16 protein-coding genes are annotated in these 16,274 nt (G+C 47.0%); 2 read left to right on the plus strand and 14 right to left on the minus strand.

What is annotated here, in order from left to right:
- Nucleotides 1-22: 22 nt before the first annotated feature.
- Nucleotides 23-688 carry a 3-oxoacid CoA-transferase subunit B gene (locus V8F51_RS16940; protein WP_337101470.1) on the plus strand — a complete coding sequence of 222 codons (666 nt, stop codon included), beginning with the start codon at nt 23-25 and terminating at the stop codon, nt 686-688.
- Between the two features lie 40 nt (nt 689-728).
- Here V8F51_RS16940 and V8F51_RS16945 read toward each other — a convergent pair whose 3' ends face one another.
- The 4 genes from V8F51_RS16945 to V8F51_RS16955 all read right to left on the minus strand — a co-directional run bounded on the left by V8F51_RS16945 (nt 729) and on the right by V8F51_RS16955 (nt 2,284).
- Nucleotides 729-857, minus strand: coding sequence for a hypothetical protein (locus tag V8F51_RS16945; protein ID WP_337101471.1), 129 nt, complete (start codon nt 855-857; stop codon nt 729-731).
- Between the two features lie 422 nt (nt 858-1,279).
- Nucleotides 1,280-1,762: an IS630 family transposase gene (locus tag V8F51_RS16950; RefSeq protein WP_337101507.1), complete on the minus strand. Its 483-nt coding sequence runs from the start codon at nt 1,760-1,762 to the stop codon at nt 1,280-1,282.
- Nucleotides 1,758-2,012: a helix-turn-helix domain-containing protein gene (locus V8F51_RS31600; protein ID WP_442956445.1), complete on the minus strand. Its 255-nt coding sequence runs from the start codon at nt 2,010-2,012 to the stop codon at nt 1,758-1,760. The genes V8F51_RS16950 and V8F51_RS31600 overlap by 5 nt, the downstream gene beginning before the upstream one ends.
- A gap of 8 nt (nt 2,013-2,020) precedes the next feature.
- On the minus strand, nt 2,021-2,284 hold the full coding sequence (locus V8F51_RS16955; protein WP_337101473.1) for a terminase gpP N-terminus-related DNA-binding protein: 264 nt from the start codon (nt 2,282-2,284) through the stop codon (nt 2,021-2,023).
- 167 nt (nt 2,285-2,451) lie between these two features.
- Here V8F51_RS16955 and V8F51_RS16960 point away from each other — a divergent pair, with 167 nt between their 5' ends.
- Nucleotides 2,452-4,380 (plus strand): glycosyl hydrolase family 18 protein, encoded by a 1,929-nt coding sequence (locus V8F51_RS16960; RefSeq protein WP_337101474.1) that lies wholly within the window; start codon nt 2,452-2,454, stop codon nt 4,378-4,380.
- A gap of 712 nt (nt 4,381-5,092) precedes the next feature.
- On the opposite strand, the gene V8F51_RS16965 is transcribed toward V8F51_RS16960, so the two are convergent.
- From V8F51_RS16965 to V8F51_RS17010, 10 genes are all read right to left on the minus strand, one after another.
- The gene (locus tag V8F51_RS16965) at nt 5,093-5,518 is read right to left on the minus strand and encodes a DUF1801 domain-containing protein (RefSeq protein WP_337101475.1); all 426 of its coding nucleotides are present in this window, start codon (nt 5,516-5,518) and stop codon (nt 5,093-5,095) included.
- A 92-nt stretch (nt 5,519-5,610) separates the two neighbouring features.
- Nucleotides 5,611-5,748, minus strand: coding sequence for a hypothetical protein (locus V8F51_RS16970; RefSeq protein WP_337101476.1), 138 nt, complete (start codon nt 5,746-5,748; stop codon nt 5,611-5,613).
- A 12-nt stretch (nt 5,749-5,760) separates the two neighbouring features.
- The gene (locus V8F51_RS16975; RefSeq protein WP_337101477.1) at nt 5,761-6,963 is read right to left on the minus strand and encodes a Ger(x)C family spore germination protein; all 1,203 of its coding nucleotides are present in this window, start codon (nt 6,961-6,963) and stop codon (nt 5,761-5,763) included.
- The gene (locus V8F51_RS16980) at nt 6,956-8,065 is read right to left on the minus strand and encodes a GerAB/ArcD/ProY family transporter (protein ID WP_337101479.1); all 1,110 of its coding nucleotides are present in this window, start codon (nt 8,063-8,065) and stop codon (nt 6,956-6,958) included. The genes V8F51_RS16975 and V8F51_RS16980 overlap by 8 nt, the downstream gene beginning before the upstream one ends.
- Nucleotides 8,066-8,101: 36 nt before the next feature.
- Nucleotides 8,102-9,643 carry a spore germination protein gene (locus V8F51_RS16985; RefSeq protein ID WP_337101480.1) on the minus strand — a complete coding sequence of 514 codons (1,542 nt, stop codon included), beginning with the start codon at nt 9,641-9,643 and terminating at the stop codon, nt 8,102-8,104.
- Between the two features lie 151 nt (nt 9,644-9,794).
- Nucleotides 9,795-10,667 carry a carbohydrate ABC transporter permease gene (locus V8F51_RS16990; protein ID WP_337101482.1) on the minus strand — a complete coding sequence of 291 codons (873 nt, stop codon included), beginning with the start codon at nt 10,665-10,667 and terminating at the stop codon, nt 9,795-9,797.
- 20 nt (nt 10,668-10,687) lie between these two features.
- Nucleotides 10,688-11,572 (minus strand): carbohydrate ABC transporter permease, encoded by an 885-nt coding sequence (locus V8F51_RS16995; RefSeq protein ID WP_337101483.1) that lies wholly within the window; start codon nt 11,570-11,572, stop codon nt 10,688-10,690.
- Nucleotides 11,573-11,627: 55 nt separating this feature from the next.
- A complete protein-coding gene (locus tag V8F51_RS17000) occupies nt 11,628-12,950 on the minus strand; it encodes an ABC transporter substrate-binding protein (protein ID WP_337101485.1) in 1,323 nt (440 codons plus the stop codon).
- Nucleotides 12,951-13,069: 119 nt separating this feature from the next.
- Nucleotides 13,070-14,248: a response regulator gene (locus V8F51_RS17005; RefSeq protein WP_337101486.1), complete on the minus strand. Its 1,179-nt coding sequence runs from the start codon at nt 14,246-14,248 to the stop codon at nt 13,070-13,072.
- Nucleotides 14,235-15,908 carry a sensor histidine kinase gene (locus tag V8F51_RS17010; protein WP_337101488.1) on the minus strand — a complete coding sequence of 558 codons (1,674 nt, stop codon included), beginning with the start codon at nt 15,906-15,908 and terminating at the stop codon, nt 14,235-14,237. Before V8F51_RS17010 ends, V8F51_RS17005 begins: the two co-directional genes overlap by 14 nt.
- Between the last annotated feature and the right edge of the window lie 366 nt (nt 15,909-16,274).

Here is a 16,274-nt window from a genome sequence, read left to right on the forward strand (position 1 = left end):
CGAATAAGGGAGGAAATTCGGAATGAACGGAAGGTTAACGGTTCGGGAACGTATCGCCAAGCGTGCCGAGAAAGAAATTAAAGACGGAGACTATGTCAATCTTGGCATCGGCATACCTACGCTCGTAGCCAACTTCATCTCTCCTGACAAACAAATCATTCTGCACTCAGAGAACGGTCTACTTGGCATTGGTCCTTATCCTGCGCCTGAACAAGTCGATCCAGATCTAATCAATGCCGGCAAAGAAACAGTCACCGCCGTCGAAGGCGCATCTTATTTCAGCAGCTCCGATTCTTTCGCGATGATTCGCGGTGGTCATATCGATCTCGCTATATTAGGGGGCATGGAGGTATCCCGCTCCGGAGATTTAGCCAACTGGACGATTCCAGGCAAGATGGTCAAAGGAATGGGCGGCGCGATGGATCTCGTACACGGCGCGAAACGAATTGTCGTTATTATGGATCATGTCACTAAAGCGAATGAGCCGAAAATACTTCATGCTTGCAATCTTCCGCTTACCGGCAAACAGGTCGTTCACCGTATCATTACCGATCGCGCAGTCATCGATGTTATGGCTGAAGGTTTGCTGCTCGCTGAGGTTGCCGATGGTTATACGATTGAAGATATTATTATGGCGACGGAGCCGCCACTAATCATATCCGAGCATGTCATGATGAATGCGTACTAACCATAGCCCGTTCAACCGCTGAAGAACAGCTACGTTCAATTCATTCAGCAAGGTGACGAGAACCGGCTCTTGCTTGCCAGCTCCATATAGAGGCAGCCGTCTTAATAAAATTGGGCAAGCCGCCAAGCGTCCGCTCGAGTATGTTGCGCAGATTTTCCATCATAAGCATCATCAACTCGCGGGTGATCTGACTATACAGTGCATCGACTTGACATCATCCTTGGCCATCTCTCGGCTATCAGTTTCAAGACAGACTGCTGTGTCAGCAATTGAGATTTTGCATGTTCATAATTCACTCTAAATTACAAAAATATGAGTCTAAACTTCATAAAAAAATGCTCAGTGTGACCAAATGTGTGACCACGATCAAATATGAGCATTATTTCAACATGCAAAAAGCCTTCAACCACAAGAGTTTGGTCGTTTTAAGTTTGGCGGAGCCTAGGGGGATACGACTCATTTAGCTCGTCATTCCAACATGGGATGTCCCAATCTTGATCGAAGGGCTGACGGCGCTAACTCGATGAGGACTTTTAGCGGTAGATTCCGGGTATGCCTCGATAAAAGAAAAGAAAAAGTAGAGCCGTCTAGCTATGACGGCTTATTTGTTGCATTATCAATTTGAGTGTTGTTTAGTAGATGTTTCCATATTTGCAGCCCGTCTCGATCCCTTACATCTGCTTTCAGCCATTTCCAAAGTCCTTCAACAAGATTGAGTTCTGGACTATAAGGCGGTAGGAATACCAGTTCAAGACGATAATTGTTCTCTTGAAGGAAACTTGAAAGTAACTTCGCGTGATGAATCCGAGCATTATCCAATACCATAACTATTTTCCCGGTTGGATAGGCAATCAGGACTTCTCCAAGAAACGCAAAGAAGGATTCCGCGTTGTATTGCTCGTCTTCTTTCCAAACGATTTTGCCTTCTGCATAATCCAGTGTCTCCAGTAGTTTGACGCCGCGATGCTTGCCGGTTGTCTTGATCATTCGTTGCTTTCCTTTGGCAAACCATGTTTTCTGAAGTGCTTGGTAGTCGCGAATCATACTCTCATCTTCAAACAATATATGATCAATTTCGTCGTTCTCGTATTTTTTTTAACCTTGGGAAGGTCGTTTCGACAAACAATCTTTGCTTTTCTTCGTTTGCCGCTGCCAAAGTGTAGGTTGGTTTCGTATAGCTTAAGCCCATGCGATGCATCAGTTTGGAGATACCTCGGATCGAGTAACTTTTCTCGAATTCGCGGCTGATGTATTCTCCAATGAGCCCAAGTGTCCAATTAAACTTTGCTGTAAAGCCAACATCATGCGGAACATGATCACAGATCCTTTTCTTTAATTCTGTTGTTGTTCTTTACGTTTTTGTTCCGGAGGACCAGGAGAAAATTTCATCTGTAATCCGTCCAGACCTAGCTTACGATACCGACGCAGATACGTGTCGACTATACTTTCCTCTCTACCTATACTTACTGCAATTGCGGCATTATCGTGGCCGAGAAGATGGAGACGAACGGTTTGATAACGCTCAAACATTCTTCTGCTCTTTTCATGCTTAAGCCTTTGTTCCACGTCTTGCAATTGCTCGTCAACAGTTTTCATTTTCACCCCCCGTGCAATAGAATGGTCTCTACCTATTCGACAGATATGAATTTAGTTCATCTTATATAGCAATAATTACCGCCAAACTTTTCATAGATTAAGAGCAACTCCCCTCCTCTTCCAGCGTCTAACTAAACGGACAACTAAAGAGGAGAGTGGAAAATAGAGTGTTAAAAAAGAAGCTGATCGCTGCAGTTACGTTGCTGCTGCTTAGCAGTTCGCTGCTGGCTGGAACTTCGGGGAGCGGCGTTGCTGAGGCTTCTTCAAGTCTCGTAACGAAATACCGCGTCTATCAGAACGACCAAGCACTGCGTGAATTCCCGACAGAGAGCAAAGCGATTGCGTATGCGAAAAACGTCAGCTACAGCCATGTAGAGACCATTACTGGACGTACCTGGGTGTGGGACAATCTCCCTCGCTACAAAGTGTACAAAAACGGCATCTCGTCAAGCGCATGGGAATACCGGACCTATGAGCAGGCGCTGGTATTCGCTAAGACGCAAAGAAACGTACATATTCGCGATTTGGAGAACATTGGCTGGAAGTATGCGAATCACGCCAAGTTCAGAGTGTATCAAGGCGACAAGACACAGCCGATATGGACATTCACGACCATTGAAGCCGCGATCCAGGAAGCAAAGAAGTGGAATAACGCACATATTATCGATCTAACGAAAAACGCTTGGGTATGGGACAACTTAACCGCTGCGCAGAAGAAGGATCAGCGTTCTGCAACAGCCGTCTATCAAATTAGGGTTGACGGTGTTCCAGCGAACAACGGCAAGCTGTACGGCTTCCTCTACGACGCCATCAAAAGTTCGTCTGTAATTGCAGGAAGTGAAGTCGTCAATACTGCGACAGGCATCGTGCTCCATTCCAACGTGCTTGCCTACGAGGTTATTCAGAACGGCAAGCTTATCGGTGCTTTTATTAACCTCGATGACGCAGTTGCACTGGCAAAGAAAGCGCCGAATGCCGAGGTCATATACAAAGACAATGTATGGTGGTCAGGTGTTCCGTATCTTACTGTATTCCAAGGCGACAAGAAGCTGCGTTCGTTCAACACTCGTTCGGGCGCGATCGATTTTGCTAAAAAATACGCAAACGCCTATGTCCGTACGTCAGACGGCCGCAGCGTATGGAACAACGCTAAGTCGCTCGTCTACTTGGCTTGGAATGGCAGCGCATCTAGCAGCACCATATTAAGCCATGTTGCGAACACGCAAGGCTTGTCGATCGACTCGCCAACATGGTTCGAACTCACCGCCGCTGATGGATCGATCAACGATACATCCGATGCCGATTTAGTCAAGACGCTTAAGGAACAAGGCATCCGCGTCGCACCGCTCGTCCATAATCAGTTCAACCGGAAGATGACTACAGCTTTCCTGCAGGATAAGGCAGCACAGCAGGCTTTCATTAGTAAGCTCGTTGGACGTTTATCTGAAATTAAGGCATTTGGCCTTAATCTCGATTTCGAAGAAGTAGCCGGCGCTGATCGTGCCAGCTACACTGATTTCGTTAAGGCGCTTACGAAGGCAGCTCATGCCAAAGGTCTGAACGTATCCATCGACTTGCCGAGAGGCAGCTTAAGCTGGAATCATCTTACCGCCTACGATCATACGGCATTATCTTCCATTGTAGATACGATAATCATCATGGCGTACGACGAGCATTGGAGCGGCAGTGATACGCCGGGTTCCGTAGCAGGCTTGACATGGGTTGAGGAAGGCATCAAACAGTTTCTCGGTTACGGCATCCCGCGCAGCAAGCTTATGTTAGGCATTCCGTTCTACGTACGCGAGTGGAAGCTGGACGCCGCTGGCAAGCTGGTCGGCAATCGTGCCGTTCTTATGAAGGATATTCCTGCTCTAATCGCGGATAACAAAGCAACAGGTGTTCCGGATGCAGCATCCGGACAAATTAAATACAAGTATGTGAAGGATGGCTTCACCTACCTGTTCTGGGCCGAGACCACTGAAACGACTAAAGCACGCGTCGCGCTAGCAACCAAATACGATCTAGCAGGCGTCGCAGCTTGGAGACTCGGGTACGAAAGCGCGGATCTTTGGACAATGATGCTTCGAATGAAATAAGCATAAGAGCTGTACCGGAAGCCACCGTTGGCATCGGTACAGCTCTTATTTTTTTAGATGATCGGCGATGTAATTTTCAATTGAAAGTTAATCATTATGGCTTCAGCGAAAGCAACGGTTTTTAATAAATCAGCATATTCCTCGGGTGTTGCCCCGTATTTGTATGCTCATGCTGAACTATTTCCCTTCTCTGCCTATTTTCAACACTGCGTCTCCAGAGCGTTCTGAGTAACATTTAAATACAAGATTAGCCGAATAGGCCGGGATGAATTGTAATTCACTTAGACCTCATTTATCGGAATAGGCTGCAATATGATGTTGAACTTTTTTGTAAAACATGGCACCAAATCGATTCGTTATTTTTTCGGCTTCTTCGTGACTAAAACAATATTGCCTAGTAATCCTTAAGTATGACCTCCGTTTATTACTTGATGGGTATACATCTAACTAGAGTCTATATTGGATAATTACATCAACTTTGGCCGGTTTTAGGTGCATTCTGAGCCTATGTTGGATTTTGGCAATAACTTTCTAATGGGAAGGTTCATTTCAGCCATTCGAGTACGAAGTTGCTGCAAAAATCCAGTATAGCTGCGTGTTGGTGCTCCATGGACCGTTCTATCCTGCAGAAATCCAACATAGCAGGCAGTATGCCCACTCTTCCAGCAATTCGGAATCAAATAAACGAAAGATTGCCTCATTACTAGATTGCTCATCGCCCTTCAGGATACATTTCTTGCGTAATCGTCATAGATTGTTTTATTAATAGCTTTAAAACCTCGACATCTATATCGGCCAATTTATTAACGTAGACACATGATTTCGCAGATGTATGCTTTCCTAACCGTGCAAGGAGCTCTTCCCGTCCTGTATCCCCTGGTTCAAAGTACAAGCTTATCTTGGCTTTCCGAGGAGAAAATCCCGCAAGAGGAGCATCGCCTTCGTGTCCTGTCGCATATTTGTAGTGATAAGAACCAAATCCAATAATGCTTGGCCCCCACATCTTCGCTTCGAACCCCGTCGTTTCCGTAAAAATATCGAGTAATCGATAAGCATCTTCACGCTTCTTCATATTTTCAATCTGCTCAATAAACTCGATGACACTGTGGTCGGTTTCTTTCGTTTTCGGCTCATACATAAGTCGTAGTTTCCCTCCCAGTTGTTAGCTGAACTTTGGTTACCTCTATTATCCATTTCTCCTTATTCGATGTCCACATGAATCCTATCCCTTTATTTCTTCTTCCAGGACGGATCTCCGATTTCATGCAGCTTTTGGTTCACCTTATAGACGAGATAGGGGATCGCGATGGTGAGAAGCGCGCATACAAAGCTTAATCCCGTGGGAATATGACCTAAAATAAATTTCATATGTAACCTATCCTATCCTCTCTTCTCTGTCTGGTTCACGGATCCGATTCTGCGAATCTTGACATCGGCCTTGACCTTAATCTCGCTTTTGGAAAAATAATTGATTCCACTATCCCAATTGTCGCTTAATTGCGACCATAGTCGCGGTTTATTCTCACTCAAGTAGGAACCTAGCTTGATCACGTCTTTCTTATAGATCTTCTGAGTCTTAGCGATGGTTTCTTCAGTCAGCCTAACGACCTCCTCTTCAACCTTCACCTGTAATTTATCGATTGTAAGCTCGCTTAAATAATCTTGCCTCTCGAACGCCTCCGCAATAACGACTTCCATTTCTACCAAAAATTTGAATTTAAGATTTCCCTTGTCAGTGCCCTCAGAAGTAAGCCTCACTTGAGACCTCTCAGTCTCAAACACAATTAAATTATCTTCGACTTGTAACTCGATTAAGCCGCGGTCATTATCTCCGGTCAAGTAGTTCAGTCCTTGCGTCTCTCGTTGGTTCAGAAAGCCAACGAGACTATTCGTCTTGCCGTCCATGACGGAAGCGCCAATAAGACTTGCTTCAAGATTCTTAATGGTAAGCTTTTGCAACGTAAAACTCTCCCTCTTTAACAGATATTCGTGTACGTCGCCAATTCTCGTATCTTTATGGATTCGCATCAATTCTCTGCCGTTGCGGGCGATATTGTTAATAAAAAATACTGGAGTACGCTCCCCTTGCGGGACGATGTCAAGAGCCCGCGAAGCTTCCCCCTTAGCGATCATGACAGATACGTTGCGCCTGGCATCGTTATTCCTAAGAAAATAATCAAGAACATTGGCAAAGCCTAATTTTGTCGCAGCCACCTTCTCAGAAATGATAATCAGCTTGAGATGTTCAAGAAACGGCAGCCGGCTTAACTGCGAGGCAAGCTTGGCAAGCACTTCCTGCATCGTTCTACCGTTAACATGAACATTGAAGTATGCCTTGTTCGATGGTGTTGCCCCGCTTTTGTCAGATTGCTTCAATCCCGCTGGGACCACAACCTGGAAAGTAATTTTGAATTCCTGCACTCCTTCCCCCGACGCATGCTCCTCCAGTTTCTTCTTGTCAGCAACATCAATGGCCACTCCGATCACGAAACCGCGCTGCTCCAGTTCAATCCGATCCCAACAGCTAGACAGAAGGGTCGCGGAGACCGATAGACAAATAACGATTGCACACACTCTAGCCACTTGATCTAGCCTCCTGTATTTTTACAATAACAAATAGCAGGACCGGAATAATGAGCGAGGTTAGTATTCCGGTATTGCTGACGAGCAGACCCAGTTGGCCAAGCTCCACGATATTGCCCGGCATCATCGATAATAAGTAAATGACGGGAGTCAGCCCATACATCAGCTTCCGCTTCTCTGCTTTAAACAAGAAGTAGGTTGATTGTACGGTCAAATCAAGCGATATTGCTGCCGTCGTGAAGATAGATACGACCCAGAAGATCAGAAACAATGATTCTAACCTCTCGAAAAACTCTCCCGGCACGCTCACTTCCCTAGCCAGCTCCAATGTTGGAAAGAGAATGTTCTGGGTGACCTCCACCGAGAAGATGCCAATCACTGCGATGAAGATCAATAAATAGGTGATTATCGTAATAATGATGGCAAACATCGTAAATTTTGGGATTTTGGACGGGTTTCTCATTAAGCAGCTGTAGAATAACACCGATTCGAAACCCAGAAACGAGAATATGGATTCCTTTGCACCCTTCATCACCTTGCTGGAGTCTGTATTCAGTATTGGCATCAGATTGTGGTAATCGAACTGCTTGATACCTAATAGCAGAAATATACTCGTAACGATCAACACGAAAGGCAAAAAAATAACCGTTAATCGAATAAGACCTGCTCTAGAACCAGACACGGCATAAATAAGCACGAGCAGAAATGCTAAAGAAATGACTTCCAACGGCGTTTTGTCGAATAAGAATTGTTTGGATAGCTCAGCCACCGATCTCGTTACATACGCTGTAAACATGAGAAAATACGACGCATAGACGATAGCGATCCCATTCGCTGCAGGCTTCGAAGCAATAGATGCTGCATACTCCAAATAAGGTCTGCCTCGGAACCGCAGCGATAGGCGAGACAACAACCAAGCAAGGATGAGAACCGCGCATCCAGCAATCAAGATCGAAAGCCATCCATCGGGAGATCCCGTAGCTTTCGCAATAGAGCGAGGAAGCGTTAGTATGCCGACACCAATGATTAGTGAACCGATCGTGAACATGAGTTCCTTCTCGTCAATTTTTTGATCGCCGTACTTCCAACTATCCTCTCTCATCTGATAGGCCTCCTGTTCAAAGCTATTGTCCAATTGCTATTTCTTTTTCATTCTTGTTCTGTCTTCGGTATGCAGCATTTGAGGACGATCCTTCTGAAAAGTAACCGGAGCTCTCCATATAAAGTCATTCCAATCCTTGAGGAACATCGGCGATAACGGCGCAGAGTATGGGACCCCGAAGCTCTTCAGATTGACGACATGGATGCTAATCATCAGAAATGCAAGAATGATCCCAAAGAGCCCGAATATGGAAGCTGCCAGCATGACGAAGAACCTCAGTATTCGAGTTATAATGCCGAAGGAATACGAAGGCAACGTGAAGGAAGCGATTGCCGTAACAGCAACCACGATTACCATGAGCGGACTTACAATACCAGCCGCTACGGCTGCATCGCCAATGACGAGACCGCCTACGATACTGATTGTCTGGCCAATCGGCTTCGGCAGACGAACCCCCGCCTCGCGCAGTATCTCAAGCGTAAATTCCATTAGCAGCGCCTCGATTACCGCCGGGAAAGGCACGCCCTCCCTTGCTGCCGCTATCGAGAAAGCGATGTTGGAAGGTATCATGCCATGATGAAATTCGGCAAGCGCAATGTAAAACGCAGGCAGAAAAGTAGCAATAAAAGCGGAGACGAACCTCAACAAACGCACTAATGAAGAGAGCAGCCAAGGCTGGTAATAGTCCTCGGGTGAGTTGAGGGCGAAGGCGATCGTAATCGGCATGATCAGATTAAACGGCGAGCCGTCAACTAATATCGCGATCCGTCCTTGGAGCAGCGAGGAGGATACGCGGTCAGGCCTCTCCGTATTCAAAATTTGCGGGAAAGGCGACAAAAAGCTGTCCGTAATCCATTGCTCGATATAGCCAGAGCCCTCAGGGTCGTCCATCTCGATCGTTAGAAGCCTTCGTTTCACTTCTTTCACTAGCTCCGGATCGACAATGCCTTCGATATAAGCAACCATGACTTCCTTCTTCGATCGCGTTCCAACCATATAGGAATCCATGCGCAAGCCGGGGTCCCGTAGCCTCCTTCGGATTAAAGCGCTGTTCGTGCGGATATCCTCGGTAAAGCCGTCCTTGGGCCCGCGAATAAGCGATTCCGTCTGAGGCTCTTCGATTGTCCGTCGCATCCAGCCCTTGCTTCCAATGACGAGCGCCCGCTGCGAGCCGTCGACAAATAAGCAAGTATCTCCCGATAGGATGGCGAACAGAGCTTCGTCCATGCAGTTAATCAATTGAATTTCTTGAAGCGGGAGGGCATCGTCCTTGAGTCTCCCGATAAGCTCATCGCCATTCATTTCTTTTAATGCCGTTGTTGCTTCCATCCGATTAAATTCGATGAGCGGTTTTATGAGATGTTGGTGTATCAAGGTTTTGTCAATAAGTCCATCGATGTTGACGATGATGGCATGCCGTCCCGATTGTCCGATATCGATTTCCTTCGTTATCAAATCACCCGGCGAATGCAGCAATGAATGAATGGCATTCACATTATTTTTCATTTGCTGCGACAATAAGGTTTGTTCTGCTTCCGTGCTATCGTTGTGTTGGTTTGCCATCCTTCTCTTAAGCATGGTCGTCAGCCGTTTCACATCTGCACCGCTTTCTCTAGCCAATATCTCCAAATTATTCCCTAGTTGGACCTGAATGAAACAATACTCGATAAAAGAAAGCACAAAAAAAGGCGGCGAATGTTCGCCACCTTCCTTATTAGAACGATATAACTTAACCTTTGACCGCGCCGTCCATCAAACCGCCGATCAGTTGCTTTTGGAACAGCAGCACGATGATCAACAGCGGAATAATACTGATGACCGAACCTGCCATAATAAGCTCATATGGCGTTCTAGCGCCAGATTCCAGCGTTCGAATCGCAAGCGATATCGTTTGCTCGCTCGGCGAACGAAGAACGATTAACGGCCACAAGAAGTTATTCCATTGATTAACGAAAGTGATAATGCCTAGACTGGCAAGCGCCGGTCTTAGGTTCGGCAGCACGATCGACGTAAATATTCTGAATTCCGAGCAGCCGTCGATTCGGGATGCTTCAAGCATTTCCGTATGAATACCTGAGCTGTACTGACGCATGAAGAAAATACCGAAGGCGCTGGCCACATTGGCTACGATAACGCCCCATGGATTGTCGATCAAACCGAAGGCGCGATAGATTTCGAACATCGGAATAATCGTCGTCTCCGAAGGAACCATCATGGAAGCGAGTACGATGCCGAACAAAATGCCTTGGAATTTGAATGTATACTTCGCAAATGCATAACCGGCAAGCGTACAGAAAAACAGGGCAAGCGCGGTATGAAGTATGGCGATAAAAAAGCTGTTGTACAGGACGGTATCGAAAGCCCGCTCCTTGAACAGCTGCGTGAAGTTATCCCACTGCGGATTGGTCGGAATCCACATCGGCGGATTTAGGAAGATATCTCTTCGCTCCTTCAGCGAGGAGCTGATCATCCAGAGCAATGGGAATAATGAAGCAAATGTTATGAGGATCAGCATTAAATAAGCAAGCCCTTTGTTGATCAAATCGCGTGGTTTATGCGATTTCTTGGGCGATGTTGTCGCAGTTATCGTTGCGGAAGACAAGGGAATCCCCTCCAGAAGTCTTAATCGTTATCTCTCGTTACGCGCATCTGAATGAACGTAAATATCATCATCAGGAAGAAGAACATAATGGCAATCGCGGATGCGTATCCGAAATTCAAGTTCGTAAAGCTTTCTTGATAGATGAGCAATACCGGCGTCGTCGTCGAATTAAGCGGGCCGCCTTTGGTCAATACGAGCGGTTCCGTGAACAAGCCGAACGAACCGAGCGTGGATAAAATGACGCAAAAAACGAGTATTTTTTTGAGCAGCGGCAGCGTAATGCGAATAAGCACTTGGAAAGGCGTCGCACCATCGACATATGCCGATTCATAGATGTCTTTCGGTATGTTCTGCAGACCAGCCAAAATAAGAATCATGTTATAGCCCATCCAGCGGTAAAATACCATTGCTGCTACCGACACACGCGCCCATACAGGCGAATCGAGCCACAAAATCGAAGCGTCAATGAGACCCAGTTGCTTCAAAATCACGTTAATAAGGCCGTTGTCGCCATTAAGCATGATCGAGAATACGAACGCGACGGCTACGACCGCCATTATGTTCGGGGTGAACAGCGACATACGGAAGAAACCCTTCCCTTTCACCCAACTCGAATTAAGCAAGACCGCTACGAGCGTAGCCAATAGCAGCATGAGCGGTACGTAAATGACCATAATAATCAAACCGTTCGCGATCGTCAGCCAAAATACATCGTCCTGAATGACACGCGAGAAATTGTCCATTCCGACAAATGTTTTCGTTTTACCGCCGTTCCACTCCACCATACTTAAGTAGAAAGAGTACAGAAACGGATAAAACAGAAATACGCCGAACAGGATAAAAAATGGCGATATAAACAAGTAAGGCGCGGATTTCTGCTGCCATCTCCACCATTTGGAAGCCATTGTGCCTCATCCTCCATAAATCAAGGGCCCTCGCCGGGCCCTTGTCATTGATTTGCTATTTACGGCTTGTACGGCTGCGGAGCTCGTCCGCTGTTTTCTTAAGCGTATCGGCTACCGATGCTTTGTTAAGGAAAACTTCCGCGAAAGCGTTCTTCGTCAACTGATTGGCAACTGGGAAATCAACCGTATACGATTGCGGAGCGATCTGCTCGAGTGCTTGCGTATACACTTGTCTTACAGGTTGACCGCCGAAGTATTCTACCGGTTCGGAGAATACGGCATCCTCATAAGTCGTCGTTAGCGATGGCAAGGAGCCTGCATCCTTCATCATCGTCACTTGGGATTCTTCTTTGCCAAGCATGAATTCAATGAACTTCCAAGCCTCTTCCGTATGCTTCGAATTCGCGTTGATCGCGAGGTTCGAACCGCCGTCATTCGCGCTTGCATATTGGTCGTCAGCCGACCATTTCGGCATCGGTGCTACGCCCCATTTGCCAGCGCTGTCTGGATCGATCATATTTTCAAGCAAGCCTTCGTACCATGCAGCGCCTACGATCGTCGCTACTTTGCCGTCCGCGAACGCATTCAGCCAGCTTTCGGAGAAAGCTTCGGCGTCGTTCACGATGCCGTCATTTACCATGCCTGCATAGAATTCTGCTGTTTCAATAACTTTAGGATCGTCAAGCGATACGTTGCCGTCCTTGTCGAAGTACCATAGACCGCGCTGCCACATCATCGTTTCGAAGAAACGGTTGTTCGAACGCGTCTTCGAATCCTGGAACATGAAGTTGCCTGTTTTCTCCTTGATGATGTTGCCGACTTCCTTGTAATCCTCGAACGTCTTGATGCGATCAGCGACCGCTTCAGGATCGGATGGCAAGCCAGCCGCTTCGAAGATATCTTTACGATAGTACATAACTACAGGACCGCTGTCCCAAGGCATCGCGTACACTTTGCCGTCTTTCGTCGCGTCTTCCCATTTGAAAGGAACAATCTTGTCTTTGTATGGCGCGACTTTGTCGCTGAGATCGTACAAAGAATCGATGTTGACCATTTGAGCCAGGTTGCTTGATTCAACCGCGATAATATCAGGCACTTTGTCGCCTGTGTTCGCTGCGATCAAGTATTTTTGATAAAGGTCCGTTTGACCCATAAGTTGATATTCAATTTCGATGTTCGGGTTCTCCTCTTTGAACGCTTCCATGTTAGCGTCAAGTCCGATCTTCGCCGCATCCCAAATCCATACGACTAGCTTAACCTTCTCATCTTTGTTTTCTCCGCTTGCGCCATTGTTGTTATTACCGCCCGAAGAGCAAGCGCTCAGCAGCAAAATAACGGCCATTAGCAGAAATAAGGACGATTTCCATCTCTGTTTCATACTTGTGTGTACCCTCCTTTTAATGTGTGCATGAACAGCATATCGGTTATCGTCGGGGCGTAAAACGGAAATCGGTTAGGCCTTCGTCGTTATTTTGTTCGGCGGCAGCAGGCAGGTTGCTATTTGTTTGATTTAGTCGTTAATTTGTTCTCGCGGTACTCGGAAGGCGTCATTCCGGTATAACCCTTGAACCACTTGCTGAAATGTTTGTTGTCTTCCATTCCAACCTTCTCGCCGATCAGGTTAATCCGCCAATCCGTCTGCACAAGCAGCTCGGACGCCTTGCGCAGCCGTCTGCGATGAAGAAATTCTAGAAAGCTGACACCAAGCTCTTTCTTGAATAAGGTGCTGAAGTGGCTGCGGCTAAGCCCGATACTCTCCGCCAGCTGAGAAGAAACGATCGGTTCATCGAGATGTTCATCTATATAGGCAACCGCCTTCATTATCGGCGTCGATACGGCATCTGTTCTGAACTCGTATTGCTTCTCCAGCTCTGCCGTCTTCATCATGCGGCTAATCGCTTCCATGAAATCAGACTGCTTCGTCAGAACATCCGACTTCTTCCAAGTCATAGCTGTTCCCGCCGCATTCGCGCATTCAAGCAGCAGCAGCTTTAACCGTTCTGCATCGCGAACCGGCGTGACGATTATTAACGGAGCGCCTTCCGCATGAAGATGAACAATCGGCAGGTTCTGACCGTTCATATCTGAACCAGACTGCTCGTCCAGCCTATGCACAATGGTTAGCAGTTCCTGGGCGTCAAGACCGAACAAACTAAACAAAACGCCCCCTTCTAGCGAGTGTTTCTCCGTGTACTGCCCAATGAATGCGTTAAGCTGCTCGCTATTCCGCCCTTCCGTATACCAGGTTCGATACATGGCATTCGTATCTTCCGCGCTTGGCGCGCTCAACCGATTCCATTCCTCCGTAATCTTCATCAGATAGCGGTCCACTGTTTCGGCGTCCATCGCCGTCTTAAGCAAATAACCGGATGCTCCAAGCTCCATCCCTTGCTGCGCATAAGCGAAGTCCGAGTGGCAACTGAGAAATAATATTTTGGCTTCGGGGTTCGCAGCTTTTATCTTCGTTGCAAGCTGAATGCCGTCCATCTGCGGCATAACTATGTCGGTAATGACGAGATCAGGTTGAAGTTCTTCATACATCTCCCAAGCAATCTCTCCGTTCGGCGCGTTGCCTACCACTTCCATGTCCCAACGCTTCCAATCGACTGTATGCATAAGACCGACACGAACAAGCCGCTCGTCATCGGCGATAATGACTTTTCTAATCTTCGTCACGTATATTCTCCCCTTCCTGGTACGGCCATCTGATCTCGATAATCGTGCCCTTCTCCGCATTCGGCAGTATGCGAATACCGAATTGCTCGCCGAAGTGCAGCTTGATCTTCTGGTCGACGTTATACATCCCGAGTCCGCCTCTTCCTTTGCGCGGAGGAGCAGGCTTAATGACGTCGCTTGGCGATTCAATCCCTTTGCCGTCGTCATAGATGCTCAACACGATCTGCTGCCGATCGCGGTACACTTCAAGGGCAATCGAACCCGTACCGTCGTCGAACGCATGATAGAAAATATTTTCGTACAACGGCTGCAACGTCATGCGCGGGATCCAAGCACGTTCCAATCCCGGCTCTATATCCTCGGTATAGGTGAATGAATCGCCATAACGATAATATTGGATCTTAATATAGTGGCCAATCGTCTCCAGCTCTTCCTCGAGCGGAACAAGCTCATGGCTAATATCGAGATTTTCCGACAGCAGGGCGGCTAGATGATAGATCATACGGTCGATATCGCTTCTTCCCGCCATTCTCGCCCGCCATTGGATCGCATTTAATGTATTGATGATGAGATGCGGATTGATCTGATAATGAAGCGCTCTGAGCTCTGCCTCGTTCTTCAGCTTCTCGGTTCGCGTAATGTTGGCTATTAAGGATCGAATTTGCTCCGTCATGAAGTTGAACCGTGCGCCAAGCCTGGACAGCTCGTCCTTGCCCTTCACCTCGACCGCGGCATCGAGCTTGCCTCTGCTGAATTCGAGCATCGACTTGTGGAGCGATACGATACGACCGGTGAAATTGCCCGACAATACCCGCGCCATTATTAAAGCAGCGATCAAAGACAGAAGTCCGATTAAGTAACCGTAATTGCGGATGACTCCGGAAGACTTATTGATCTCGCTTTGCGGCAGCCTGGCTGTAATCGTCCAATCATTTATAGCCAATGTTTCCGTGAATACATAGTCTTTGCCCGAAAACGCAGGTTTTTCCGCTGATTCGTAGATCAACTGGCCGCTGGCGTCGCTTATTTGTAAATAAGACCTCGTATCCTGCTCGAAGGATTGGAACAGACTCGTCATTGCCTTCGCATTCACGTCAACGAGAATTCGGCTGCCGACCGGAACAGCTGCAGCTTGCAAATGAAGCGGTACGATTAGACTAATAAGCGGTCCGTTCGGCTGGGGTGAGCTGTAATAACCGCCTGAATGAAAGCCGGTCCATTGCCAAGCCTGTTGAGGCTGAGAGCCGTTCCACCAATCTGCTGCGAGCAACGAAGCTGAATTCACATTCCGGCTGCCAAGTATGTCGCCTTCAGGCGTAATGACGAATAGCCCTTCAACGATTGGGGATACGTGAAAGGAAAGAAAATCGATGAAGCTGTTCAGCTCCAAATATTCATGATAGGACTTCGGATTTGTCATTATTTTTTTGCCGGGAGCGAGCAAATAGCCTTGAATGTCTCTCGACAACGCATCCATTTCCTTCAAATGCATATCCGTAACGGTCACAAGCTGCTTCATTGCATACCGATTGTAATCCTGGAGCTGATCGTTTACGATATTGGCCGACTTCGAATAAGAAAGAATACTAAGGGCAAGGAGCGGTATAAGCGCACATATAAAAATAAGAAGCGTCATTTTACGCTGAATGCTGGAGCTCATCAACAAAACGGTTCACCTAAGCCTTTCATTCTGTCAAGTTTCATTGTCAGTAGTATCATTATATCGGACAAATCAACTACAGTCGGGTTCATTTGTACGATCCTAATCGTAAATATGTTTGATTCATTGTATCAATCGCGTGAACGCAAGGTGAAACGGCTGACGCCGTTCTTTTGAGGGCAAGGCGCGTTTCATTCCGGAGAAATATATGCACTGTATAAGCATCCCATTATACACTTGCTTATATTTCAAAAAAAGGGCGGCCACTCATGGCAATGTCATTAAGTTAAGGCGAAGAGCCGAAGTTAAGGAAAGAGCAGGTTATCGAAAAGATAACTTGCTCTTTTTCTTGCGCGAAAATGGAAA

The organism is Paenibacillus sp. YIM B09110, from assembly GCF_037167145.1.
In the GTDB taxonomy this organism is placed as follows: Bacteria; Bacillota; Bacilli; order Paenibacillales; family Paenibacillaceae; genus Pristimantibacillus.

Excerpts from the sequence above, each read along its gene's own strand:
- V8F51_RS17010 (WP_337101488.1), bottom strand. The coding sequence starts at position 15,908 with ATGAGCTCCAGCATTCAGCGTAAAATGACGCTTCTTATTTTTATATGT.
- V8F51_RS17000 (WP_337101485.1), bottom strand. The coding sequence starts at position 12,950 with ATGAAACAGAGATGGAAATCGTCCTTATTTCTGCTAATGGCCGTTATT.
- V8F51_RS16995 (WP_337101483.1), bottom strand. The coding sequence starts at position 11,572 with ATGGCTTCCAAATGGTGGAGATGGCAGCAGAAATCCGCGCCTTACTTG.
- V8F51_RS16940 (WP_337101470.1), top strand. The coding sequence starts at position 23 with ATGAACGGAAGGTTAACGGTTCGGGAACGTATCGCCAAGCGTGCCGAG.
- V8F51_RS16970 (WP_337101476.1), bottom strand. The coding sequence starts at position 5,748 with ATGAAATTTATTTTAGGTCATATTCCCACGGGATTAAGCTTTGTATGC.
- V8F51_RS16965 (WP_337101475.1), bottom strand. The coding sequence starts at position 5,518 with ATGTATGAGCCGAAAACGAAAGAAACCGACCACAGTGTCATCGAGTTT.
- V8F51_RS16945 (WP_337101471.1), bottom strand. The coding sequence starts at position 857 with ATGCTTATGATGGAAAATCTGCGCAACATACTCGAGCGGACGCTTGGC.
- V8F51_RS16980 (WP_337101479.1), bottom strand. The coding sequence starts at position 8,065 with ATGAGAGAGGATAGTTGGAAGTACGGCGATCAAAAAATTGACGAGAAG.
- V8F51_RS16985 (WP_337101480.1), bottom strand. The coding sequence starts at position 9,643 with ATGCTTAAGAGAAGGATGGCAAACCAACACAACGATAGCACGGAAGCA.
- V8F51_RS16955 (WP_337101473.1), bottom strand. The coding sequence starts at position 2,284 with ATGAAAACTGTTGACGAGCAATTGCAAGACGTGGAACAAAGGCTTAAG.